Raw genomic sequence first — 23,405 nt, 5'->3', positions numbered from 1 at the left:
TCCTATTTTGTCGAAGAAAAGATATAATTGAAAGAGGAAATTTAGATAACTACTTGGAGGTGGCGTTGTGCCGTTAACACCATTAGATATTCATAACAAAGAATTTGGTCGCGGATTCCGTGGCTATGATGAAGATCAAGTAAATGAGTTTCTTGATCAAATTATCAAAGATTATGAATTGGTCATTCGTGAGAAAAAAGCTTTAGAAGAAAAAGTTGCGCAGTTAGAAGGGAAGTTAGATCATTTCTCTAATATTGAAGATACGTTAAACAAATCTATCGTCGTTGCACAAGAAGCAGCGGAAGAAGTAAAACGTAATGCGCAAAAAGAAGCGAAATTAATTGTGCGTGAAGCTGAAAAGAATGCTGATCGTATTATTAACGAAGCATTAGTAAAATCAAGAAAAGTTGCTTTTGATATTGAAGAGCTAAAGAAACAAGCGAAAGTATTCCGAACTCGTTTCCGTATGTTATTAGAAACACAGCTTGAGATGTTAAACAACGATGATTGGGATAAACTAATTGAATTAGAAGACGAAGTAGATGAACTGTTGAAAAAAGAAGAAACAGTGTAAGCTTGACGTTTTTCTCATTATTACATATAATTTTAAACAACATATTTATTAAGAAAAACGAAGATAGGGATAAGTACCTTTTCAAACCTTATATAGCGAACTGAGGATGGTGTAAGCTCAGGATAAGGAGATAGTGGGAATATCACCCTGGAGTTCCGCGCTGAACAAATAGAGTAAGCGTAGGCGTGTATTCGCGTTAAGAATATAAAGAGGATTCTATACATATGTATATGATCTACTAGGGTGGTACCGCGGGAGACTTTCTCGTCCCTTTTTGGGATGAGAAGGTCTCTTTTTTATTCCGTTTTTTAAGTGTTTCTTTTATACATGTAAGGAGGAATTGAGCATGGAGTACAAAAATACATTACTGATGCCAAAAACAGAGTTCCCAATGCGTGGGAATTTACCAAAACGTGAGCCTGCAATGCAAGAAAAATGGGCTGAAATGAATATTTACGAAAAAGTACAAGAACATACAAAAGGACGTCCTTTATTTGTATTGCATGATGGACCTCCATATGCGAATGGTGACATTCATATGGGACATGCATTAAATAAAGTATTAAAAGACTTTATTGTTCGTTATAAATCAATGACTGGTTTTAGTGCGCCATATGTTCCAGGATGGGATACGCACGGTTTACCAATTGAACAAGCTTTAACAAATAAAGGTGTAAAACGTAAAGAAATGACAGTTGCTGAGTTCCGTAAGTTATGTGCAGAGTATGCATATGAACAAGTAGAACGTCAACGTGAACAATTTAAGCGTCTAGGTGTACGTGCAGATTGGGATAATCCATATATTACTTTAGAGCCAGCTTATGAAGCACAACAAATCAAAGTGTTTGGTGACATGGCGAAAAAAGGTTATATCTATAAAGGTCAAAAACCAGTTTACTGGTCTCCAACGAGTGAATCTGCTTTAGCGGAAGCTGAAATTGAATATCAAGATAAAAAATCAGCATCTATTTACGTAGCATTCCCTGTAAAAGATGGAAAGAACGTATTAGAAGGTGATGAAAAGTACATCATTTGGACAACGACACCTTGGACATTACCTGCAAACTTAGGTATTTCTGTTCACCCAGAGCTTGAATATAGCATTGTAAAAGTAAACGATGAGAAATATATCATTGCTTCTGAGCTGTTTGAGACAGTTGCAAAAACGTTAGAGTGGGAAAATGCTGAAGTTGTGAAAACAGTAAAAGGTAGCGAACTTGAGTACACAGTTGCAAAACATCCATTCTACGATCGTGATTCATTAGTTATGCTAGGAGACCACGTAACAACAGATGCAGGTACAGGTTGTGTTCATACAGCACCAGGACACGGGGAAGATGACTTCGTTGTTGGTAAAAAGTATGGATTAGAAGTACTTTGCCCAGTCGATGATAAAGGTGTATTAACAAATGAGGCACCTGGATTTGAAGGCTTATTCTATGATAAAGCTAATAAACCAATTACAGAAAAATTAGAAGAAGTAGGCGCGTTACTGAAACTAACATTCATTACACATTCATACCCACATGATTGGAGAACGAAAAAACCAATTATTTTCCGTGCGACAGCACAGTGGTTTGCATCTATTGAAGCATTCCGTAAAGAATTAATAGAAGCTGTAGCAGAAACAAAATGGGTACCAGCATGGGGAGAAACTCGTCTTCATAATATGGTTCGTGACCGTGGTGACTGGTGTATTTCTCGTCAGCGTGCATGGGGTGTGCCAATTCCGGTATTCTATGCTGAGAATGGTGATCCAATTATTACGGATGAAACAATTAACCATGTAGCAGATTTATTCCGTGAACACGGTTCTAACGTATGGTTCGAGCGTGAAGCGAAAGATCTATTACCAGAAGGATTTACACATCCAGGTAGCCCAAATGGCGAATTCCGTAAAGAAACAGACATCATGGATGTATGGTTCGATTCAGGTTCTTCTCACCAAGCGGTATTAGAAGAGCGCGAAGATTTACAGCGTCCAGCTGATTTATATTTAGAAGGATCTGACCAGTATCGTGGTTGGTTTAACTCTTCATTATCAACAGCAGTTGCTGTAACAGGTAAAGCTCCATATAAAGGCGTACTAAGTCACGGTTTCGTACTAGATGGTGAAGGACGTAAGATGAGTAAGTCGATTGGAAACATTGTCGTACCGAAGAAAATTATGGATCAATTAGGCGGAGACATTTTACGCTTATGGGTATCTTCTGTTGACTATCAATCTGACGTACGTATTTCAGATGATATTTTAAAACAAGTAGCAGAAGTGTATCGTAAAATCCGTAACACATTCCGTTTCTTATTAGGAAACTTAGACGACTTTAAGCCAAGTGAAAATGCAGTAGCTGTAGCTGAACTTCGTGAAGTAGATCGTTACATGTTAGTGAAATTAAATGACTTAATTACAAAAGTTAAAGAAGCATATGAGACATACGACTTCGCTGCTGTGTATCATGCAATTCATAACTTCTGTACAATTGATTTAAGTTCATTCTATTTAGACTTTGCAAAAGACATTTTATATATTGAAGGTGCAAACCACGAAGATCGTCGTGCGATTCAAACTGTATTATATGATGTTCTTGTTGCGTTAACGAAACTTGTAACACCAATCTTACCGCATACAGCTGATGAAGTATGGCCATACATTCCAGGCGTAACAGAAGAAAGTGTACAATTAACTGATATGCCAGAAGCTGTACAATTAGATGACGCGGAAGCGTTAAAAACAAAATGGGATGCATTTATGACATTACGTGATGACGTGTTAAAAGCACTAGAAGTAGCTCGTAATGAAAAAGTAATCGGTAAGTCATTAAATGCAAGCATTACGCTATATCCAACTGCAGAAATGAAAGCTATGTTAGAGTCTATTAGCGAAGACTTAAAGCAATTATTCATCGTTTCTGAGTATAAACTTGGTGGTATGATGGATGAAGCGCCAGCAGATGCACCGAAGTATGAACATACAGCGGTTGTTGTTGCTCAAGCAACTGGTGAAACATGTGAACGTTGTTGGGTAGTTTCAGAAACAATTGGTAAAGATGCTGAACATGAAACATTATGTGAGCGTTGTGCAACAGTTGTTAAAGAAAACTATGTAAAATAATAAAAAAAGCTGACTGCTATTGATGCAGTCAGTTTTTTTGTTTATGGCATATCAAAATCACTTTCAGACTCTTTCCTGTGAAGGAAAAATGTGTGTGAGGTAAGCAAATAAATTTCGGACACACTAACTGTACATTACAGCTAGGAGGAATGTACACGTGAATGAAATTTACATGGAAATAAAAGAAGAATTGCAATTGATGAGAAAAGAGTTGCAAGAGAGACTAGCTAAAGAAGTAATGCACAAATATGATGTCGAGTTCAGCCAAGAGCTTGGATATGAAATTAAGGAAGAGATAAAGAAAAAATTGCTATTACATGATATAAAAGAGGATTTAAAGGATGTAGAACGCGCATTATTTAAAATGGAAATAGACATGTATGGTATTTGTGAAGAGACGGGGAGATTAATTTCGACAAAGCAAATGAAGACAATGCCGACTGCCCGTACGATTCATGAATTCTTTTATGAAAAGGTAAATGTATGAATACGCACAACGATATTATATTACCTTTTTTTAATTTATTTTATTCTTCTATAAAGGTTCATTGTGAAAAGGTAGCAGCTATGCTAAAATTTTGAGGTACACTGTCTTTGTGGGGGAAATGAAAATGATATATTATGTAATAGCGTTATTCGTCATTGCTATCGATCAAATATCGAAGTGGTTAATTGTAAAGAACATGGAATTGGGTACGAGTATTCCGATTATCGACAATGTATTATACATAACATCACATCGAAATAGAGGCGCTGCTTGGGGTATTTTAGAAAATAAAATGTGGTTCTTCTACATTATTACAGTTGTTTTTGTAGTGTTTATTGTATTTTATATGAAAAAGTATGCGAAAACAGACAGGCTTCTAGGTATTTCGTTAGGCCTAATTTTGGGCGGGGCAATTGGTAACTTTATTGATCGTGTATTTAGACAAGAAGTAGTGGATTTCATTCACGTGTATATTTTCTCGTACAACTATCCAGTATTCAATATAGCTGATTCAGCATTATGTATTGGTGTTGTATTAATTATTATTCAAACATTATTAGAAGGCAAGAAAGCGAAGGAGTAATTGAATGAGTGAAGTAGTACAAGTAACAGTTGCAGCAGAGCAAAAAAACGAGCGAATTGATAAATTCGTTGCAGGGATAAATAACGAATGGTCACGTACGCAAGTGCAGCAATGGATTAAAGATGACGTTGTGACAGTAAACGGGAAAGCGGTAAAAGGGAATTATAAAGTAAAAGAAGATGATGAAATTACAGTAACAATTCCTGAACCAGAAGAGTTAGATATTCAACCAGAGGATTTAAATTTAGAAATTTATTATGAAGATGCAGATGTGCTTGTTGTAAATAAGCCACGTGGTATGGTTGTACATCCAGCACCAGGGCATACAAGTGGTACACTTGTAAATGGCCTTATGCATCATTGTACAGACTTATCAGGCATTAACGGTGTAATGCGTCCAGGTATCGTGCATCGTATTGATAAAGATACATCTGGACTATTAATGGTTGCTAAAAATGATATGGCACATGAATCGCTTGTGAATCAGCTTGTAGCAAAAACAGTAACGAGACGTTACAAAGCGATTGTACACGGTGTGATTCCGCATGATAAGGGAACGATTGATGCTCCGATTGCTCGTGATAAGAAAGAGCGTCAAAGTATGACAGTTGATGAAAATGGTAAGAACGCTGTTACGCACTTCCAAGTGTTAGAACGCTTTAAAGACTTTACACTTGTAGAATGTCGCTTAGAAACGGGACGTACGCACCAAATTCGTGTTCATATGAAATATATTGGCTATCCACTTGCAGGAGATCCGAAGTATGGTCCGAAGAAAACGTTAGATATGAATGGACAAGCACTTCATGCGGGTATTTTAGGCTTTGATCATCCTCGTACGGGTGAATATATTCAGTTTGAGGCACCGATTCCAGAAGTGTTTGAAGACGCATTAAATATTTTACGAAAATAGTATTGACAAATCATAAGAAAACTGAGATACTGACAACAGTTAAATAATGATCCTTTAACACAGCCCCGTGAGGTTGAGAAGGTAACGGTTTGAAATACTTAGGGTATGTTGTACCCTTTTTTCAAAAGTCCTCTCGCACACGCTGAGAGGACTTTTTTTATACCATTACTCTCACGCAAGAAAAAAGCTTGGAGGTGTAGAGCATGCAAGAGAAAGCTGTCGTTTTAGATGACCAAATGATTCGCCGCGCTTTAACACGAATTAGTCATGAAATCGTGGAACGAAATAAAGGTGTCGATAATTGTGTTCTTGTCGGAATTAAAACTCGTGGAATTTTTATTGCACAACGTTTGGCAGAACGAATTGGTCAAATTGAAGGAAAAGAAATGGAAGTTGGAGAGTTAGACATTACGTTATATCGTGATGATTTAACACTACAATCGAAAAATAAAGAACCACTTGTAAAAGGTTCTGATATCCCTGTAGATATTACGAAGAAAAAAGTTATCCTTGTGGATGACGTATTATATACAGGAAGAACAGTTCGAGCAGCAATGGATGCTCTTATGGATTTAGGTAGACCATCTCAAATCCAATTGGCGGTTCTTGTTGATAGAGGTCATCGCGAATTACCAATTCGCGCTGATTATGTAGGGAAGAATATTCCAACATCAAGTGAAGAGCGTATCGAAGTTGATTTGCAAGAGACAGATCAACAAGATCGAGTAAGCATATACGATAAGTAAAGCCCTTTTAAATGTAGTCCTGTGAGGCTGCCAAAGGGTCTTGGCTTTCATATGTCAAATTTGGCATACGAAAGTGTAGGACTCTTTGTGCACAGGCACAAAGAGTTTTTTTATTGCAAAGATTTAAACTGAAGGAGGATGTAACAATGGAACAAAAGCCAGTGTTAGACGTTAATGAAGTACCGAAACCGGGAAAATGGTTATTTTTAAGTATACAACATTTGTTCGCGATGTTTGGATCAACAGTGCTTGTTCCTTTTTTAACAGGATTGAATCCATCAGTAGCATTAATATCAAGTGGATTAGGAACGTTAGCATTCCTTCTTATAACGAAAGGTCAAGTACCTGCTTATCTAGGATCATCATTCGCCTTTATCGCACCGATTATAACAGCGAAAACGGCAGGTGGACCGGGAGCGGCAATGCTTGGTGGTTTGCTAGCAGGACTTGTGTACATCTTAATCTCACTCGGAATTAAGAAATCAGGATCAGAGTGGATTATGAAATTACTACCACCAATCGTAGTTGGTCCAGTAGTAATGGTAATCGGTCTAGCTTTAGCACATACAGCAGTTAACATGGCGATGAACGGTGCGGATGGCAAATATAGCTTTACACACTTTTCAGTAGCGTTAGTAACATTAGCAATTACAATTATATGCTCGATATTTGGAAGAGGATTTTTCAGTATCATACCAGTGTTACTTGGCATTATCGGCGGATATATCTTCGCTTACTTCCAAGGGCTAGTAGACTTAAAGCCGGTAGCTGAGGCAAAATGGTTTGTTGTACCAGATTTCACAGTACCATTTGTAACATACACACCAGAGTTTTCATGGAAGATTGTACTCTTGATGGTACCAGTTGCACTAGTAACAATATCAGAACATATCGGACATCAAATTGTTCTTGGAAATGTTATTAAAAGAGATTTAATTGAAAAACCAGGTTTACACCGTTCAATCTTCGGTGACGGAGTAGCAACATTAATCGCGTCACTAATCGGTGGGCCACCGAATACAACGTATGGTGAAAACATCGGTGTGCTAGCAATTACGAGAGCATACAGTGTATACTTATTCATCGGTTCAGCAGTATTCGCAATCATGTTCGGATTTATCGGTAAGATTTCTGCACTGATTCATTCGATCCCAACACCAGTTATGGGTGGTGTATCAATCTTACTATTCGGTGTAATCGCATCAAGCGGATTACGCATGATGGTAGATGATAAAACAGATTTAAGTGACAAACGAAACTTAATGATTGCATCAGTAATATTAGTAATCGGTATTGGTGGAGCGGTACTTCACGTAGGAGAATCATTCCAAGTAGAAGGAATGGCACTAGCAGCAATTGTAGGTGTACTGTTAAATCTACTACTACCGGAAACGAAACAAATAAAACAATCTAAGCAGATTGCTTCATAATAATAACCTTTTAATTCAGTCCTGTGAGACCGGAAAGGGTGGCTTCTTTCTTGCACCCTAGTCTCACACGATTAGGGTATTTTTATGCAAAGGTTGTTATAAAAATTCAAAAGTGGTAACATAAAAATCAGAAAGATGAGGGATGACGATGAGCCATTTGTTAACGATGAGTGAATTATCGGAAGTAGAAATTTCAGAAATCCTAAAAGATGCAGAAGATTTTGCGAATGGAAAAGAGAGCAAAACGACAGAGCAAACTTTTGTTGCGAACTTGTTCTTTGAGAATAGTACGAGAACGAGATTTAGCTTTGAAGTTGCTGAGAAGAGATTAGGACTTGATGTTTTAAACTTTTCAGCTGATGCATCTAGCGTACAAAAAGGAGAAACTCTATACGATACGATAAGAACACTAGAATCAATCGGAACAAAAGCAGTGGTCATCCGCCACGAGCAAGATCGCTACTTCGATGAACTAAAAGATCAGGTGAATATTCCAATCTTAAATGCTGGAGATGGATGCGGAAACCACCCAACACAGTGCCTACTGGACCTTCTTACAATTAAACAAGAGTTTGGAAGATTTGAAGGTTTGAAGATTGCAATAGTAGGAGATGTTCGTCATAGCCGAGTAGCACGTTCTAATGCAGAAGCATTAACGAAGCTTGGTGCAACAATTTATTTTGCAAGTCCAGAAGAGTGGAAAGATGAAGACAACACATTTGGAACATACAAACCATTAGATGAACTTGTTCCAGAAGTTGATGTAATGATGTTACTCCGTGTACAACATGAGCGTCATGATCATTATGAAACAGACATTATGAAAGAATATCATGAGAAACACGGATTAACAGTAGAAAGAGAAAAGCGTATGAAAGAAGGAAGCATTATTATGCATCCAGCTCCTGTAAACCGTGATGTTGAAATTGCAAGTGAACTTGTTGAGTGTGAGCGTTCACGTATATTTAAACAAATGGAAAATGGAGTTTACGTAAGAATGGCTGTACTAAAACGCGCCTTACCAAATGTATTAGGAGGAATGAAACATGAATTATTTGTTTAAAAATGGTCGTTATATGAATGAAGAAGGAAAAATCGTAGCAACGGATCTTCTCGTACAAGACGGTAAAATCGCTAAGGTAGCAGAAAATATTACGGCAGATAATGCTGAAGTAATCGATGTGAACGGAAAGTTAATCGCACCTGGATTAGTAGATGTACACGTACATCTTCGTGAACCAGGTGGTGAACATAAAGAAACAATTGAAACAGGTACACTAGCAGCGGCAAAAGGTGGATTCACTACAATTTGCGCAATGCCAAATACACGCCCGGTACCAGATTGCAGAGAACATATGGAAGACTTGCAAAAACGTATTGAAGAAAAAGCTCATGTTAACGTACTACCATACGGAGCAATTACAGTACGTCAAGCTGGTTCTGAAATGACAGATTTCGAAACATTAAAAGAACTTGGAGCATTTGCTTTCACAGATGACGGCGTAGGCGTACAAGATGCGAGCATGATGTTAGCGGCTATGAAACGTGCAGCAAAATTAGATATGGCAGTAGTTGCGCACTGTGAAGAGAATACGCTTATTAATAAAGGTTGTGTACATGAAGGGAAGTTTTCTGAGAAACACGGATTAAACGGTATCCCATCAGTATGTGAATCTGTACATATTGCAAGGGATATACTGCTTGCTGAAGCAGCAGATTGCCACTATCACGTATGTCATGTAAGTACGAAAGGTTCTGTACGTGTAATCCGTGATGCGAAACGCGCTGGAATTAAAGTAACAGCAGAAGTAACACCGCATCACCTAGTGTTATGTGAAGATGATATCCCATCAGCTGATCCTAACTTTAAAATGAACCCACCGCTTCGTGGAAAAGAAGACCATGCAGCATTAATTGAAGGTTTATTAGATGGAACGATCGATATGATCGCAACTGACCATGCACCGCATACAGCGGAAGAGAAAGCACAAGGAATTGAAAGAGCACCGTTTGGAATTACTGGTTTTGAAACAGCATTCCCGCTTCTATACACAAACCTTGTGAAAAAGGGAGTTATTACGCTAGAACAGTTAATTCAATTCTTAACAGAAAAGCCAGCTGATACATTCGGCTTAGAAGCAGGTCGCCTAAAAGAAGGTAGAGAAGCTGATATTACAATCATTGATTTAGAACAAGAAGAAGAGATTGACCCAACAACATTCTTATCAAAAGGAAAAAATACACCATTCGCAGGTTGGAAATGCCAAGGATGGCCGGTAATGACAATCGTTGGTGGTAAGATCGCATGGCAAAAGGAGAGTGCATTAGTATGAAAAGACAACTTATCTTAGAAGATGGAACAGTATTAATTGGAACAGGTTTCGGAGGCGAAATCGAAAAGTCAGGTGAGGTTGTATTTACAACAGGAATGACTGGATATCAAGAAACATTATCTGATCCATCATATTGCGGTCAAATCGTAACATTCACGTACCCATTAATCGGAAACTACGGCATTAACCGTGACGATTTTGAATCCATTCACCCATCTGTAAATGGTTTAATCGTAAACGAAATTTGTGATCACCCATCAAACTTCCGTAATGAAATTTCGTTAAATGATTACTTGAAAGAAAGAAATATCCCAGGATTAGCAGGGATTGATACGAGAAAATTAACGAGAAAAATTCGTCAATACGGTACATTACGTGGACGCCTTTGTAACATGGATGCAGATGTAGAGTACATTGTAAGCCAATTAAAAGCGACAGTATTTACAGATCATGTAAAACGCGTATCAACGAAAGATCCATACCCAAGCCCAGGTCGTGGTCACCGAGTTGTACTAGTAGACTTCGGTATGAAACATGGTATTTTACGAGAATTAAATAAGCGTGACTGTGATGTAATTGTAGTTCCTTACAACACAACAGCGGAAGAAATTTTACGCCTTAGCCCAGATGGAATTATGTTAAGTAATGGACCTGGAGATCCGAAAGATGTACCAGAAGCAATTGAAATGTTAAAAGACATTATCGGTAAAGTTCCTTTATTCGGAATTTGCCTAGGACATCAATTGTTCGCTCTAGCATCAGGTGCAAATACAAGTAAGTTGAAATTTGGTCACCGTGGTTTAAACCATCCAGTAAAAAATCTTGCAACTGGAAAAGTAGCAATTACATCTCAAAACCACGGATACGCAGTAGAAGAAGAATCAGTTGAAAATACAGATCTTGAAATTACACATGTTGCTTTAAACGATGGAACGGTAGAAGGTCTTCGTCATAAGAAGTTCCCGGCATTTACAGTACAATACCATCCAGAAGCTTCAGCGGGACCAGAAGATGCAAATGATTTATTCGAAGATTTCTTAACAATGATTGAAAACTTCAAGAAAGAAGGGGAAGAGTTATGCCAAAACGCCTAGACATTAACACAATTTTAGTAATCGGATCAGGACCAATTGTAATTGGGCAAGCAGCGGAGTTTGACTACTCTGGTACACAAGCTTGTCAATCTCTTAAAGAGGAAGGTTACAAAGTAATCCTTGTTAACTCTAACCCAGCAACAATTATGACGGATACTGCAACAGCAGATAAAGTATACATCGAGCCATTAACATTAGAATTCGTAAGCCGTATTATTCGTAAAGAACGTCCTGATGCAATCCTACCAACATTAGGTGGTCAAACAGGTTTAAACATGGCTGTTGAACTTGCAAAATCAGGCGTACTTGACGAGTGCGGAGTTGAAATTTTAGGAACAAAATTATCAGCAATCGAGCAAGCGGAAGATCGTGATTTATTCCGTACATTAATGCAAGATTTAAATGAACCAACACCACCAAGTGAAATTATTCATAACCTTGATGAAGCATATGGATTTGTAAACGAAATTGGTTACCCAGTAATCGTTCGACCAGCGTTCACATTAGGAGGAACGGGCGGCGGAATTTGTCATAACGAAGAAGAGCTAATTGAAATCGTAACAAGTGGTTTAAAACATAGCCCAGTAACACAATGTTTATTAGAGAAAAGTATTGCTGGCTGTAAAGAAATTGAATACGAAGTAATGCGTGATTCAAATGATAACGCGATTGTAGTGTGTAACATGGAAAATATCGATCCAGTTGGTGTTCATACAGGTGATTCAATCGTTGTAGCACCGAGCCAAACGCTAAGCGACCGTGAATACCAAATGTTACGTAACACGTCATTACGAATTATTCGTGCACTAGGAATTGAAGGTGGATGTAACGTTCAGCTTGCACTAGATCCATATAGCTTCCAATACTATGTAATCGAAGTAAATCCACGTGTAAGTCGTTCATCTGCACTAGCATCTAAAGCAACTGGATATCCAATTGCGAAATTAGCAGCAAAAATTGCAGTCGGCTTAACGTTAGATGAAATCGTAAACCCAGTAACACAAAAAACTTACGCTTGCTTCGAGCCAGCGTTAGACTATGTTGTTTCAAAAATTCCACGTTGGCCGTTTGATAAGTTTGAATCAGCGAACAGAACGCTTGGAACACAAATGAAAGCAACTGGTGAAGTTATGTCAATCGGACGTAACTTAGAAGAATCATTACTAAAAGCAGTTCGTTCTTTAGAGCTTGGCATTTATCACTTAGAATTAGACCACTTAAAAGAACTTGATAAAGAAACGATGAAAAAACGTATCATTAAAGCGGATGATGAACGACTGTTTATTGTAGCAGAAGCAATTCGCCAAGGTGTAACGAAAGAAGAAATCAATGAATGGTGTGAAATGGACTTCTTCTTCTTACAAAAAGTTGAAAACATCGTAAATATGGAACGTGAAGTAAAAGCGAATGTAGGAAATATGGAAGTACTACAAACTGCAAAAGAAATGGGCTTCAGCGATCACTACATTGCAGCAGCTTGGAACAAAACGGAGCGCGAAATTTACGATATGCGTAAAGAAAATAATATGATGCCAGTATTCAAAATGGTAGATACTTGTGCGGCAGAGTTTGAATCTGCAACGCCATATTACTACAGCACATATGCGGACGAAAATGAATCGATTGTAACAGATCGTAAGAGTGTAGTAGTTCTAGGATCTGGTCCGATCCGTATTGGTCAAGGTGTTGAGTTTGATTACGCAACAGTTCACTCAGTATGGGCAATTAAAGAAGCTGGATATGAAGCAATTATCATTAACAACAACCCAGAAACAGTTTCAACAGACTTCAGTATTTCTGACAAATTATACTTTGAACCATTAACGATTGAAGATGTAATGCATATTATCGATTTAGAAAAACCAGAAGGTGTTATCGTTCAGTTCGGTGGACAAACGGCAATTAACTTAGCAGCGAAACTAGAAGAACACGGTGTGAAAATTTTAGGAACATCACTTGAAGACTTAGACCGTGCAGAAGATCGTGATAAATTCGAAGCTGCTTTAACAAAACTTGGCATCCCGCAACCAGTTGGTAAAACAGCAACGACTGTAGAACAAGCGGTAGCAATCGCAGAAGAAATTGGTTACCCAGTATTAGTAAGACCATCTTACGTACTAGGTGGACGTGCGATGGAAATCGTATATCGTCAAGAAGAACTACTGCACTACATGAAAAATGCAGTTAAAGTTCATGCAGATCACCCAGTATTAATCGACCGTTACATGGTTGGTAAAGAAATTGAAGTAGATGCAATTTCTGATGGTGAGAATGTATTCATTCCAGGTATTATGGAACATATTGAACGCGCTGGAGTTCACTCTGGTGACTCAATTGGAGTATATCCACCACAAAGTTTATCTGAAAAACTAAAAGAACAAATCATTGAACATACAATTGCACTTGGAAAAGGATTAAACATTGTTGGATTACTAAATATCCAGTTTGTAGTATTCAAAGATCAAGTGTACGTAATTGAAGTAAATCCACGTGCAAGCCGTACAGTACCGTTCTTAAGTAAAATTACAGGCGTACCGATGGCGAATGTTGCAACGAAAGTTATTTTAGGGCAAGACCTAGTAGAGCAAGGATACGGAACTGGCTATCACCCAGAAGAGAAAGAAGTATATGTAAAAGCTCCGGTATTCTCATTCGCGAAACTACGCTCAGTTGATACAACATTAGGACCTGAAATGAAATCAACAGGGGAAGTAATGGGTAAAGACTTAACGCTTGAAAAAGCATTATATAAAGGATTAGTTGCTTCTGGAATTAACATCCCAACGCACGGCTCAGTAATCATTACTGTAGCGGATAAAGATAAAGAAGAGGCGATGGAAATTGCAAAACGTTTCCACGAAATCGGCTATAACTTATTAGCAACAGCTGGAACAGCACAATCATTAGAAGAGCAAAATATCCCAGTACAAGTTGTAAACAAAATTGATTCTGAAGACTACAACTTACTAGATATTATCCGTCAAGGAAAAGCACAGTTTGTAATTAACACATTAACAAAAGGTAAACAACCAGCGCGTGATGGTTTCCGCATTCGCCGTGAATCAGTAGAAAATGGTGTGGCTTGCTTAACATCACTTGATACAACAAGAGCAATCTTACGAGTATTAGAATCTATGACATTCTCAGCTCATTCAATGAAAGAAATTACGCAAACAAAGCGTCACGAGGTGGTACATGCATGATGCAAAAGCAAAATATGATCGTCGTTAACCAAAAAGAAATCGCAAAAAATATTTACGAATTAGTGCTTCAAGGAACGTTAGTACAGCAAATGAACGAACCAGGGCAGTTTGTACACATTAAGGTAGCAGAGGGCATTGCGCCCCTTCTGCGCCGCCCAATTAGTATTTGTAATGTAGATCAAGAGAAGAACGAATTTACAATGCTATATCGTGCCGAAGGACAAGGGACAAAAACATTAGCAACTAGAAAACAAGGTGAAATGGTAGATGTACTAGGACCATTAGGACACGGTTTTCCTGTAGAAGAAGCAGAAGCTGGTCAAACAGCTTTACTAGTAGGTGGGGGAATTGGTGTACCACCACTTTATGAATTATCACAGCGCCTCGTTGCAAAAGGTGTACGTGTTATTCACATCTTAGGCTTTCAAACGAAAGATGTAGTTTTCTATGAAGAAAAATTTGCAGAACTTGGTGATACGTACGTTGCGACAGTAGACGGTACACACGGTACAAAAGGATTTGTCACAGATGTAATTGATAATTACGGAATTGACTTTGATATTCTTTATTCATGTGGTCCGCTAGCGATGCTTCGTGCACTAGAAGGACGTTACAAAGAGAAAAAAGCCTATATTTCATTAGAAGAACGTATGGGCTGTGGTATTGGAGCTTGTTTCGCATGTGTATGCCACTTACAAGAAGATCCAAGTGGACATTCTTACAAGAAGGTGTGTAGCGACGGACCAGTATTTCCAATCGGGGAGGTTGTACTATGAACAGATTGCAAGTTGAATTACCAGGATTATCATTAAAAAATCCAATTATACCGGCATCTGGATGCTTTGGGTTTGGTCGTGAATATGCACAGTTTTACGATTTAAGTGTACTAGGATCAATCATGATTAAAGCGACGACAGAACAACCACGTTATGGAAATCCAACGCCTCGTGTTGCTGAAACACCAGGGGGCATGCTAAATGCAATCGGACTTCAAAACCCGGGATTAGACAAAGTAATGAATTCGGAATTACCATGGTTAGAACAATTTGACCTTCCAATTATTGCAAACGTTGCAGGCTCACAAGCTGAGGATTACGTAGCGGTTGCGAAGGAAATTTCTAAAGCGCCTAATGTCCATGCACTAGAATTAAACATTTCTTGTCCGAACGTAAAAACAGGTGGTATCGCCTTTGGTACAAATCCTGAAATTGCTGCTGATTTAACGAAGCGAGTAAAAGAGGTTTCTGAAGTACCTGTATACGTGAAATTGTCACCGAACGTGGCAAACATAGTAGAAATTGCAAAAGCGATTGAAAATGCAGGTGCAGATGGTTTAACGATGATTAATACATTGCTTGGTATGCGTCTAGATTTAAAAACAGCTAAACCAATTTTAGCAAACCGTACAGGCGGATTATCAGGTCCTGCGATTAAGCCAGTAGCAATTCGCATGGTACATGAAGTAAGCCAAGCGGTTAACATTCCAATTATCGGAATGGGTGGTATTGAAACAGCTGAAGATGTAATTGAATTCTTCTATGCTGGCGCAAGCGCAGTTGCAGTAGGTACAGCGAACTTTATCGATCCGTTCGTATGTCCGACAATTATTGAAGAGTTACCAGCATTATTAGATGAATTAGGATTTGATCACATTTCGGAATGTCAAGGAAGGAGCTGGAAGCAAACATGTCACAGTCGTTAATCGTTGCACTAGATTTTCCAGGGAAACAAGAAGTAGAACAATTCTTACACCACTTTGAAGGGGAAGAGTTATTTGTCAAAGTAGGTATGGAGTTATTTTACAAAGAAGGCCCTGCGATTATTACGTACTTAAAAGAAAAGGGACATAAGATCTTCTTAGATTTAAAACTTCATGATATTCCGAATACAGTAAAAAGCACTATGCGTAGCCTAGCTAGTCTAGATGTTGATATGGTAAATGTTCATGCTGCTGGGGGAAGCAGCATGATGAAAGCTGCGATTGAGGGATTAGAGGAAGGTAAGCAAGAAGGAAAAGAGAGACCGATTTGTATTGCAGTTACACAACTAACAAGCACTTCGGAAGCTATGATGAAAAAAGAGATCGGCATTGAGAAAACGTTAGAAGAAGCGGTTGCTCATTATGCAAAATTAACGAAAGAAAGTGGACTTGATGGCGTTGTTTGTTCAACACTTGAAGTTCCAAAATTACGTGAAGTATGCGGAAATGAATTTGTAACAGTAACACCGGGGATTCGTCTTGCAAGCGATGATGTAAATGACCAAGTGCGCGTAGCAACACCGAAACGTGCGAGGGAACTTGGCTCAAGCTACATCGTAGTTGGACGTAGTATTACAAAAGCAGAAAATCCGCTTGAAGCGTATAAAACAGTAAAACAACAGTGGGAAGGTGTAACAGTATGAAAAAAGAAATCGCATCGCATTTATTAGAAATTGGAGCAGTATTTTTACAACCGAATGATCCATTCACTTGGTCTTCAGGTATGAAATCACCAATTTATTGTGATAACCGTTTAACTTTATCTTATCCAAAAGTACGTCAAGCGATTGCAGCTGGATTAGAAGAGTTAATTAAAGAGCACTTCCCAACTGTAGAAATTATTGCAGGAACAGCAACTGCTGGTATTGCGCACGCTGCATGGGTAAGCGATCGTATGGATTTACCAATGTGCTACGTACGTAGTAAAGCAAAAGGTCACGGTAAAGGGAACCAAATCGAAGGAAAAGCTGAAAAAGGTCAAAAAGTCGTAGTAGTAGAAGACTTAATTTCAACTGGCGGTAGTGCAATTACATGTGTAGAAGCACTTCGCGAAGCTGGATGTGAAGTATTAGGAATCGTATCAATCTTCACATATGAGTTAGAAGCAGGAAAAGAAAAACTAGAAGCAGCTAACGTAGCATCATATTCTTTAAGTGATTACAGTGCATTAACTGAAGTTGCAGCAGAAAAAGGTATGATTGGACAAGCTGAAACGAAAAAATTACAAGAGTGGCGTAAAAATCCAGCAAACGAAGCTTGGATCACAGCGTAACACGAAAAAAACGACTGCGGGGGAACGCGGTCGTTTTTTTATATTATTGTTAAAAATTCAAGTAAAGTTCCATCAATATCAAAGAAAATCATATTACAATCTCCTTAACTACTTAGTGCTTTCTGCAAGCTTATATCCTTTTACAAACAATAGAGTCAGATAAGAAACAATAAATGAGAAAATGCTATACATGCCGACCCAAAAGAAAAATTTTGGAGTAAAGGCGATAACACCTATTATTAAAAAACTAGCAAACGTTACAATCGGCATTACGTAATACGTTTTCGTTTTGCGTGTTCCAATAACAGATACGATAAAGATAAATAATGGACAAATTAATAAGACGAAAATCAATTCATTCATAGGTATGTCCCCTTTTCTAATTGCAGTAATCTGTTTCTCGTAAACGTTTTGAAATAATTACTCTCCTAATATAATTTCGCTGAGTAATAACGAATCCCTCTTGAAAACTGATAATTCATGATGAATTTTACAAGCAAAAAACGTAAGCAAGAGAACACTTGCTTACGTTATAGGATAAACATCGCAACGATCGTGGTGACAATTAAACCGATAACAACCGGTAAAAAGTTTCGGCGTGCAAGTTCAAATGGATCGACTTTACAAATCGCAGCAGCAGGAATAAGTGCCCAAGGAATTAACGTCCCGCCCCCGGTCCATATAGCTGCAATTTGCCCGAGTGCTGTTAATGTAGCTGTTCCATGGCCAAGTGCTGTTCCAAAAAGATTGGCAATGGAACCAGCAAGTGATATACCTGAAAAACCTGATCCATCTAAGCCGGTAATGACACCCACGATGGTTAATGTCCCTGCCGATACATATTGATTTAAAGGAACAGTTTGAGATAAAGCGATGCCTAAGTCGTTAATGATTCCGTGTGAACCTTTCGGTAAATAGTCTCCGATAATTTTCACAAAGCCACTATCTCCTAAATAAAAGAGTGCAGCGATAGGAATAACTGGTCCGAAAATTTTAAAGCCAAATTGGAGCCCTTCTATGAAATAATCGGTTGTTTTATTCAGTCCATTACCTTTGTAGGCGATGAGAGAAATGATGATAATCATAATAACAGTTGTTCCGCCGATAAGTGCAGTTGCGTCGCTTCCTTGTAGTTTAAATTGAATCATGCAAAGGATATTAATGATATATACGATAGGGATACAAATAGCGAGCCATTTCTTTGTGCGAGGAGATAATGAAGTGAGCGTTTTAGAAGACTCAGTTGATAGAATAGATTCTTGTATAGCTAAGCCTGTATGAAACTCTTTTCGTAAGAAGAAAAAAGCGACGGAAGTTGTCACAACGCCCATAACGATAACGAGTGGAACACTTGCAGATACGACGCTGGAAACAGGGAGACCAGCAGCGTCTGCGGTTAATTTTGGTGCGCCTTGTATAACGAAGTCGCCGGATAAAGCAATCCCATGACCGAATAAGTTCATAGCAATTGCAACCCCAATTGGAGGAAGGCCGACACGTACAGCAACCGGTAATAAAATAGCTCCCATTAAGGCGACAGCTGGAGAAGGCCAAAAGAAGAAAGAAATGGTCATCATTAAAAGGCCGATAATCCAGTAGGCGAGTGTAGGTGTACGAATCATTTTTGTAAATGGTGAAATCATCGTATCATTTATGCCAGTATGAACGAGTAAATTGCTCATTGATACGATAATGGAGATGATTAATATAGTTGGTAATAGCTCAGTAATGGCGTAAATGAAACTTTGAAAAATCCCGCTAATGGCAAGAGGGATAGAACTTGTTGCAGTTAATGCTAATAAAAAGATAAAAACGATACAAATGATAGTCGTATCTTTCCGGAGAATAAAAAAGGTAATAATAGTGAGTAAACAAATAATGTAGAGAGCGTGTAATAGCGTTAATTCAACTCCCATAACATTCACATCCTTTAGGCATTCGTGTAGTTTATTGTATGAAAGCAGTGAAAGTATGTGAGTATAGGAAAAAGAAAAAAGTAAAATTTCATGTACTGTAATGATGAGAACGATAAATGGATGTTACAATACAGTTAATCCTAAAAAATGAATAAAAGAAAGTGCCACCTTATCTGGTGGCACTTTCTTATTTTACTGCATGAGCTTTTTGCATCTTCCTAATTAAGCGAATTTGTCCGCGATGATTGATTTCATCTTCAAATACGTGAAACCATTTAAAGTAGTTGTTAGCTGGTTTGTCATACCAAAAGTCTGTCGTTTTAAATAGCCATTCATCAGATAAAGATTGAAATGTTTCAATTGTTTTAGAGCGTACTTCTTGTAATGTATTAATGTAAAATTCTAAAGAGTTTCCTTTTATTTTTTCTCGTCCAAGATTCCCTAACTCAATAGCTGGCAACCAATGTTCTAATTCAGCTTCCGTCGGTTCACGATCCTCAAAGGTATGGATTTGGTAGTAAAATTCAATAGCAGCCATGTGATATAACAGCATGCCAATTGAATTGGCTTCTTTATCATATAAATAATCAAGTTCTTCAATTGTTAAACTTTCCACTGCTTGCATTGTTGTATAACGAGCGTAATTCATCATGGAAACAAGTTTTGAAAACTCAACTTGTAAACCATCTATTTTATCAATTACAAAATTCAATTTAAATTCCCCCTCTTTAAATGGACACTCCAGAGAAGGAATTCTATGTGTAGAAAAAAACTCCTTTTAAAAAGGCCATGATTTTAACAAGGGATTACAATTAGTTCTCTATTTGATTTTGTAATAACTTCATATCCGTCTTTTGTAATGACGATATCATCTTCAATTCTACAACCGCCCCAGTTCGGTATGTAAATGCCCGGTTCAACTGTAACAACCATACCTTCTTTTAATGTAGCTTTACTTTCTTGGGATAAGCGAAGAGGTTCATGTATTTCTAAGCCAAGACCATGACCAGTAGAATGACCAAAATATTGACCATATCCACAATCTGTAATGTAGTTTCTTGTTACATCATCGATACTTTTCGCAGTTTCTCCAGGCTTAATCGCTTCAGTCCCACGTTTTAACGCTTCTCGTACAACATTGTATATTTTTTTGAATTCTTCCGATGGTTCCCCTATTGCTACGGTACGTGTTATATCGGAACAATATCCGTCGTAAAGTGCACCAAAGTCTAATGTAACGATGTCGCCTCGTTCAATTATTTTATTTGATGCAACTCCATGTGGAAGAGAAGAACGAACACCAGAAGCTACAATAATTTGAAATGATGAAGATGTAGCACCTTTTTTTCGCATGAAAAATTCTAATTCATCTCGTACAGCATTTTCACTTATTCCTGGTTTTAGAAACGTAAGAATGTGATGAAATGCTTCGTCCGCGATATTAGCTGCAATTTTCATTGTTTCTATTTCAGGCGTGTCTTTAATGATACGAATATTTTCGATAATTTCGCACACTTGAATCATTTCCGCCTGTACGTATTTTTGCAAGTTTTTATATTGTTGCAATGTCATGTTGTTTTCTTCAATTCCGAGTTTTTGAATGTTTAATTTCGATACTTGATGTGCAATTTCTTTTTCTAAATTTCCTTTATGCATAATAATTTCAGCATCTTTTATTTGTGATTTCGCTTGATCTACATAGCGGAAATCAGTGATGAAAACAGCTTGATCGGCAGAGAGTAAGACGACGCCAGCACTACCTGTAAAGCCTGTTGCATATTGGCGGTTTTCTTTTTTTGTAATAAGTAACCCCTCAATTTCATAGTTTTGTAGTTGATTTTGGATTTTATTAATTTTTAAAGTCATGTTAATTCCTCCTATTCATAGTATTGAATAAAGCAAATAGCGTGCCAAAATGTATATTTGAAGAAAGGATAGTAGGGACAACATATATTTTAGGGGAGATAAAAAAATAGCCCGTAATTTGTGGGAGACGGTTTGTTCATAAAATCTAGATTGCTTCAATGAATAGCAGGGGGATGGGGAAAAATGATTGGAGTTACACTTGTACTTTATTTACATGCTGTAAAAAATTTTATACAAATGTGAAATGATACTGTCAATTTTTTTGACAATATTGAATGGATATAGCAACGAAATTGAAAACATATAAAAAATGCGCTGCATACAAGCAACGCATTTTTTTATTTATGCTTTTAATTTCATTACAATATCAGCATCTGGTGTTACATATACGGTTTGCTGATTATCGTACGTAACAAAACCAAGTTTTGCACCACTCGGTTTTTTGACATGGCGTATTTTGGTGAAATCAACAGGTACAGAGCTAGACTCTTTCGCTTTACTGTAATAGGCAGCAATTTTGGCGGCTTCTAGTAAAGTTTCTTCAGCAGGCTCTAAAGAACGAATGACAACGTGAGAGCCAGGTATATCTTTCGTATGTAACCAAATTTCATCACGGCGGGCAAACTTCGTTGTTAAATAATCATTTTGTTTATTGTTTTTACCAACGAAAATCTCTGTGCCATCACTTGCTACATATTTATCTAATACTGGTTTAGTATGCTTTTTCTTTGCGTTTTTCGTTTTGCGATTGCGCACATAACCTTCTTCAGCTAATTCCTCACGAATTTCTTCAATGTCTTTTGAAGAAGCAGCTTCCATTTGTTGAAGTAAGCTATCAAAATAAAGAATTTCTTCATTTGTTTTTTCGATTTGTTCTTCTACAACAGCAACCGAATTTTTTGCTTTTTGATACTTTTGGAAATAGCGTTGTGCATTTTCAGATGGTGTTTTTAAAGGATCTAATGTGATTTTTACAGTTCCACCATCCTCATCGTAATAATTAACGACCTCAATATCTTTATCGCCCTTTTTTAAAGCGTACATATTGGCTGTAAGTAGCTCTCCAAATAGTTGATATTTATCTGCTTTTCCAGCATCTTGCAGTGTTTTTTCGAGTTTAATGAGTTTTTTCTCGTTTTTATTTTTTTCGTTTTGCATAAAGCGTTCTAAATCATGAGCTTGTTGTTTTACACGATCACGTTCTGCTTTGCCAAAGAAGAAACGATCTAACAATTCGCTCACTGATGAGAATGTTTTTTCTTCTCCTTGCAAGTGTGTAAGAGGGAAAAGATAAAAGAATTCTTTTCCATTTGCAGTAATCATTGTAGGTGTATATGCATGAGATAGTAATGGTGTTTGTATAGAGAAAAATGCTTCTGATAATGCTTTCTCGTTTACCATACCGGCTTTCTTTACTACTTCTTTTGCAAATAATGGGGATATTCCCATGAAAGCACCGACGAGTTGTTTATCCATATTTCCAGATAGAAAGTCTAGCGGTCTAATAAAATCATCTGCGGTTTCAATTTGCAGAGGATTGATTTTATGTTGGGCTGGTGGCGCGACGTACTCAGCACCAGCATATACAGTTCGGTGACGGTTTACGGCTAATGAAACGTGTTTTAAGCTATCTAAAATCACGTTTGTTTTCGTATCTAATAAGATAATGTTACTATGTCGTCCCATTATTTCAATTACTAATGTTTTTAATGATTCGTCTCCGATTTCATTACGACTGCGAACTGTAATTTGAATAATGCGTTCTAAGTCGATTTGTTCAATTTTTTCAATAAATCCACCTTCTAAATGTTTGCGAAGAAGCATACAGAACATCGGCGGTATTGCTGGCGAATCGTAGTTTTGATTCGTTAAGTGCATACGCGCATATGTAGGATGAGATGAAAGAATTAGTTTTTGGTTCTTTCCATTCGCTCGAATATGTAATAAAATCTCGTATTTTGAAGGTTGATATATTTTGGAAATTCTTCCTGTGTAAAGAGAATTTTCAATTTCATGTGTAATCGCTCTTGTAAATAATCCATCGAATGCCATAAATGAACACTCCTTTCTAACTAAATGTTAATTATAGCATTTTTTTGGACGAGGCTGAATAAGC

General features: G+C 37.6%; 20 protein-coding genes and 1 other annotated feature. Of the genes, 15 read left to right on the top strand and 5 right to left on the bottom strand.

All coding sequences use genetic code 11. The annotated features are described in order from the left end of the window. Positions 1-67 precede the first annotated feature (67 nt). The 15 genes from divIVA (at position 68) to pyrE (ending at position 17,507) form a co-directional block, all read left to right on the top strand. Complete coding sequence (divIVA, locus tag M1D73_RS20080) at positions 68-574, top strand: septum site-determining protein DivIVA (RefSeq protein ID WP_001131611.1); 507 nt, start codon at positions 68-70, stop codon at positions 572-574. Positions 575-625: 51 nt separating this feature from the next. After that, positions 626-849 (top strand) — a binding site (T-box leader). A 71-nt stretch (positions 850-920) separates the two neighbouring features. Then, a complete protein-coding gene (ileS2, locus tag M1D73_RS20075; RefSeq protein ID WP_000455951.1) occupies positions 921-3,686 on the top strand; it encodes an isoleucine--tRNA ligase in 2,766 nt (921 codons plus the stop codon). 157 nt (positions 3,687-3,843) lie between these two features. After that, positions 3,844-4,173, top strand: coding sequence for a TraR/DksA C4-type zinc finger protein (locus M1D73_RS20070; RefSeq protein ID WP_001002956.1), 330 nt, complete (start codon positions 3,844-3,846; stop codon positions 4,171-4,173). A gap of 124 nt (positions 4,174-4,297) precedes the next feature. Continuing rightward, positions 4,298-4,756: a lipoprotein signal peptidase LspA gene (gene lspA / locus M1D73_RS20065; protein ID WP_000642185.1), complete on the top strand. Its 459-nt coding sequence runs from the start codon at positions 4,298-4,300 to the stop codon at positions 4,754-4,756. Positions 4,757-4,760: 4 nt separating this feature from the next. Continuing rightward, entirely contained in the window at positions 4,761-5,669 is a 909-nt protein-coding gene (locus tag M1D73_RS20060) for an RluA family pseudouridine synthase (protein ID WP_481157961.1), read from the top strand. Positions 5,670-5,872: 203 nt separating this feature from the next. Next, entirely contained in the window at positions 5,873-6,415 is a 543-nt protein-coding gene (gene pyrR / locus M1D73_RS20055) for a bifunctional pyrimidine operon transcriptional regulator/uracil phosphoribosyltransferase (RefSeq protein WP_001156491.1), read from the top strand. A gap of 146 nt (positions 6,416-6,561) precedes the next feature. After that, positions 6,562-7,845 carry a uracil permease gene (gene uraA / locus M1D73_RS20050; protein WP_000435928.1) on the top strand — a complete coding sequence of 428 codons (1,284 nt, stop codon included), beginning with the start codon at positions 6,562-6,564 and terminating at the stop codon, positions 7,843-7,845. A gap of 148 nt (positions 7,846-7,993) precedes the next feature. Then, positions 7,994-8,908, top strand: a complete 915-nt coding sequence (gene pyrB / locus M1D73_RS20045; protein WP_000018849.1) for an aspartate carbamoyltransferase — start codon at positions 7,994-7,996, stop codon at positions 8,906-8,908. Continuing rightward, entirely contained in the window at positions 8,892-10,178 is a 1,287-nt protein-coding gene (gene pyrC, locus M1D73_RS20040; protein WP_001108368.1) for a dihydroorotase, read from the top strand. The genes pyrB and pyrC overlap by 17 nt, the downstream gene beginning before the upstream one ends. After that, positions 10,175-11,272, top strand: coding sequence for a carbamoyl phosphate synthase small subunit (locus tag M1D73_RS20035; protein WP_000828680.1), 1,098 nt, complete (start codon positions 10,175-10,177; stop codon positions 11,270-11,272). The genes pyrC and M1D73_RS20035 overlap by 4 nt, the downstream gene beginning before the upstream one ends. Beyond that, positions 11,257-14,475, top strand: a complete 3,219-nt coding sequence (gene carB, locus M1D73_RS20030) for a carbamoyl-phosphate synthase large subunit (protein ID WP_001126101.1) — start codon at positions 11,257-11,259, stop codon at positions 14,473-14,475. Before M1D73_RS20035 ends, carB begins: the two co-directional genes overlap by 16 nt. Beyond that, positions 14,472-15,251 carry a dihydroorotate oxidase B electron transfer subunit gene (gene pyrK / locus M1D73_RS20025; protein WP_000983359.1) on the top strand — a complete coding sequence of 260 codons (780 nt, stop codon included), beginning with the start codon at positions 14,472-14,474 and terminating at the stop codon, positions 15,249-15,251. The genes carB and pyrK overlap by 4 nt, the downstream gene beginning before the upstream one ends. Then, positions 15,248-16,177, top strand: a complete 930-nt coding sequence (gene pyrD / locus M1D73_RS20020; protein WP_001081049.1) for a dihydroorotate oxidase B catalytic subunit — start codon at positions 15,248-15,250, stop codon at positions 16,175-16,177. Before pyrK ends, pyrD begins: the two co-directional genes overlap by 4 nt. Continuing rightward, entirely contained in the window at positions 16,162-16,878 is a 717-nt protein-coding gene (pyrF, locus tag M1D73_RS20015; RefSeq protein WP_481157960.1) for an orotidine-5'-phosphate decarboxylase, read from the top strand. The genes pyrD and pyrF overlap by 16 nt, the downstream gene beginning before the upstream one ends. Further along, a complete protein-coding gene (gene pyrE / locus M1D73_RS20010; RefSeq protein WP_000711440.1) occupies positions 16,875-17,507 on the top strand; it encodes an orotate phosphoribosyltransferase in 633 nt (210 codons plus the stop codon). Before pyrF ends, pyrE begins: the two co-directional genes overlap by 4 nt. Positions 17,508-17,615: 108 nt before the next feature. On the opposite strand, the gene M1D73_RS20005 is transcribed toward pyrE, so the two are convergent. From M1D73_RS20005 to M1D73_RS19985, 5 genes are all read right to left on the bottom strand, one after another. Further along, positions 17,616-17,870 carry a YbeF family protein gene (locus M1D73_RS20005; protein WP_001003914.1) on the bottom strand — a complete coding sequence of 85 codons (255 nt, stop codon included), beginning with the start codon at positions 17,868-17,870 and terminating at the stop codon, positions 17,616-17,618. A gap of 167 nt (positions 17,871-18,037) precedes the next feature. Then, positions 18,038-19,423 (bottom strand): hypothetical protein, encoded by a 1,386-nt coding sequence (locus M1D73_RS20000; RefSeq protein WP_121868061.1) that lies wholly within the window; start codon positions 19,421-19,423, stop codon positions 18,038-18,040. Between the two features lie 187 nt (positions 19,424-19,610). After that, positions 19,611-20,135, bottom strand: coding sequence for a DinB family protein (locus tag M1D73_RS19995; RefSeq protein ID WP_121868060.1), 525 nt, complete (start codon positions 20,133-20,135; stop codon positions 19,611-19,613). Positions 20,136-20,218: 83 nt separating this feature from the next. After that, on the bottom strand, positions 20,219-21,289 hold the full coding sequence (locus M1D73_RS19990; protein WP_000172817.1) for a M24 family metallopeptidase: 1,071 nt from the start codon (positions 21,287-21,289) through the stop codon (positions 20,219-20,221). Between the two features lie 342 nt (positions 21,290-21,631). Continuing rightward, the gene (locus M1D73_RS19985) at positions 21,632-23,341 is read right to left on the bottom strand and encodes an Rqc2 family fibronectin-binding protein (RefSeq protein WP_071741400.1); all 1,710 of its coding nucleotides are present in this window, start codon (positions 23,339-23,341) and stop codon (positions 21,632-21,634) included. Positions 23,342-23,405 lie beyond the last annotated feature (64 nt).

This window comes from Bacillus sp. PK3-067, assembly GCF_056738645.1.
Note: the sequence above shows the minus strand (reverse complement) of the source record. Positions and strands in the feature narration are given on the sequence as shown.

What these genes read in the sequence shown, in the direction of transcription:
- pyrR (WP_001156491.1), top strand. Translation starts at nt 5,873, where the DNA reads ATGCAAGAGAAAGCTGTCGTTTTAGATGACCAAATGATTCGCCGCGCT.
- uraA (WP_000435928.1), top strand. Translation starts at nt 6,562, where the DNA reads ATGGAACAAAAGCCAGTGTTAGACGTTAATGAAGTACCGAAACCGGGA.
- pyrK (WP_000983359.1), top strand. Translation starts at nt 14,472, where the DNA reads ATGATGCAAAAGCAAAATATGATCGTCGTTAACCAAAAAGAAATCGCA.
- M1D73_RS20000 (WP_121868061.1), bottom strand. Translation starts at nt 19,423, where the DNA reads ATGGGAGTTGAATTAACGCTATTACACGCTCTCTACATTATTTGTTTA.
- lspA (WP_000642185.1), top strand. Translation starts at nt 4,298, where the DNA reads ATGATATATTATGTAATAGCGTTATTCGTCATTGCTATCGATCAAATA.
- pyrC (WP_001108368.1), top strand. Translation starts at nt 8,892, where the DNA reads ATGAATTATTTGTTTAAAAATGGTCGTTATATGAATGAAGAAGGAAAA.
- M1D73_RS20035 (WP_000828680.1), top strand. Translation starts at nt 10,175, where the DNA reads ATGAAAAGACAACTTATCTTAGAAGATGGAACAGTATTAATTGGAACA.
- pyrE (WP_000711440.1), top strand. Translation starts at nt 16,875, where the DNA reads ATGAAAAAAGAAATCGCATCGCATTTATTAGAAATTGGAGCAGTATTT.
- M1D73_RS20060 (WP_481157961.1), top strand. Translation starts at nt 4,761, where the DNA reads ATGAGTGAAGTAGTACAAGTAACAGTTGCAGCAGAGCAAAAAAACGAG.
- ileS2 (WP_000455951.1), top strand. Translation starts at nt 921, where the DNA reads ATGGAGTACAAAAATACATTACTGATGCCAAAAACAGAGTTCCCAATG.
- M1D73_RS20005 (WP_001003914.1), bottom strand. Translation starts at nt 17,870, where the DNA reads ATGAATGAATTGATTTTCGTCTTATTAATTTGTCCATTATTTATCTTT.
- pyrF (WP_481157960.1), top strand. Translation starts at nt 16,162, where the DNA reads ATGTCACAGTCGTTAATCGTTGCACTAGATTTTCCAGGGAAACAAGAA.
- carB (WP_001126101.1), top strand. Translation starts at nt 11,257, where the DNA reads ATGCCAAAACGCCTAGACATTAACACAATTTTAGTAATCGGATCAGGA.
- pyrB (WP_000018849.1), top strand. Translation starts at nt 7,994, where the DNA reads ATGAGCCATTTGTTAACGATGAGTGAATTATCGGAAGTAGAAATTTCA.
- M1D73_RS19990 (WP_000172817.1), bottom strand. Translation starts at nt 21,289, where the DNA reads ATGACTTTAAAAATTAATAAAATCCAAAATCAACTACAAAACTATGAA.
- pyrD (WP_001081049.1), top strand. Translation starts at nt 15,248, where the DNA reads ATGAACAGATTGCAAGTTGAATTACCAGGATTATCATTAAAAAATCCA.
- M1D73_RS19985 (WP_071741400.1), bottom strand. Translation starts at nt 23,341, where the DNA reads ATGGCATTCGATGGATTATTTACAAGAGCGATTACACATGAAATTGAA.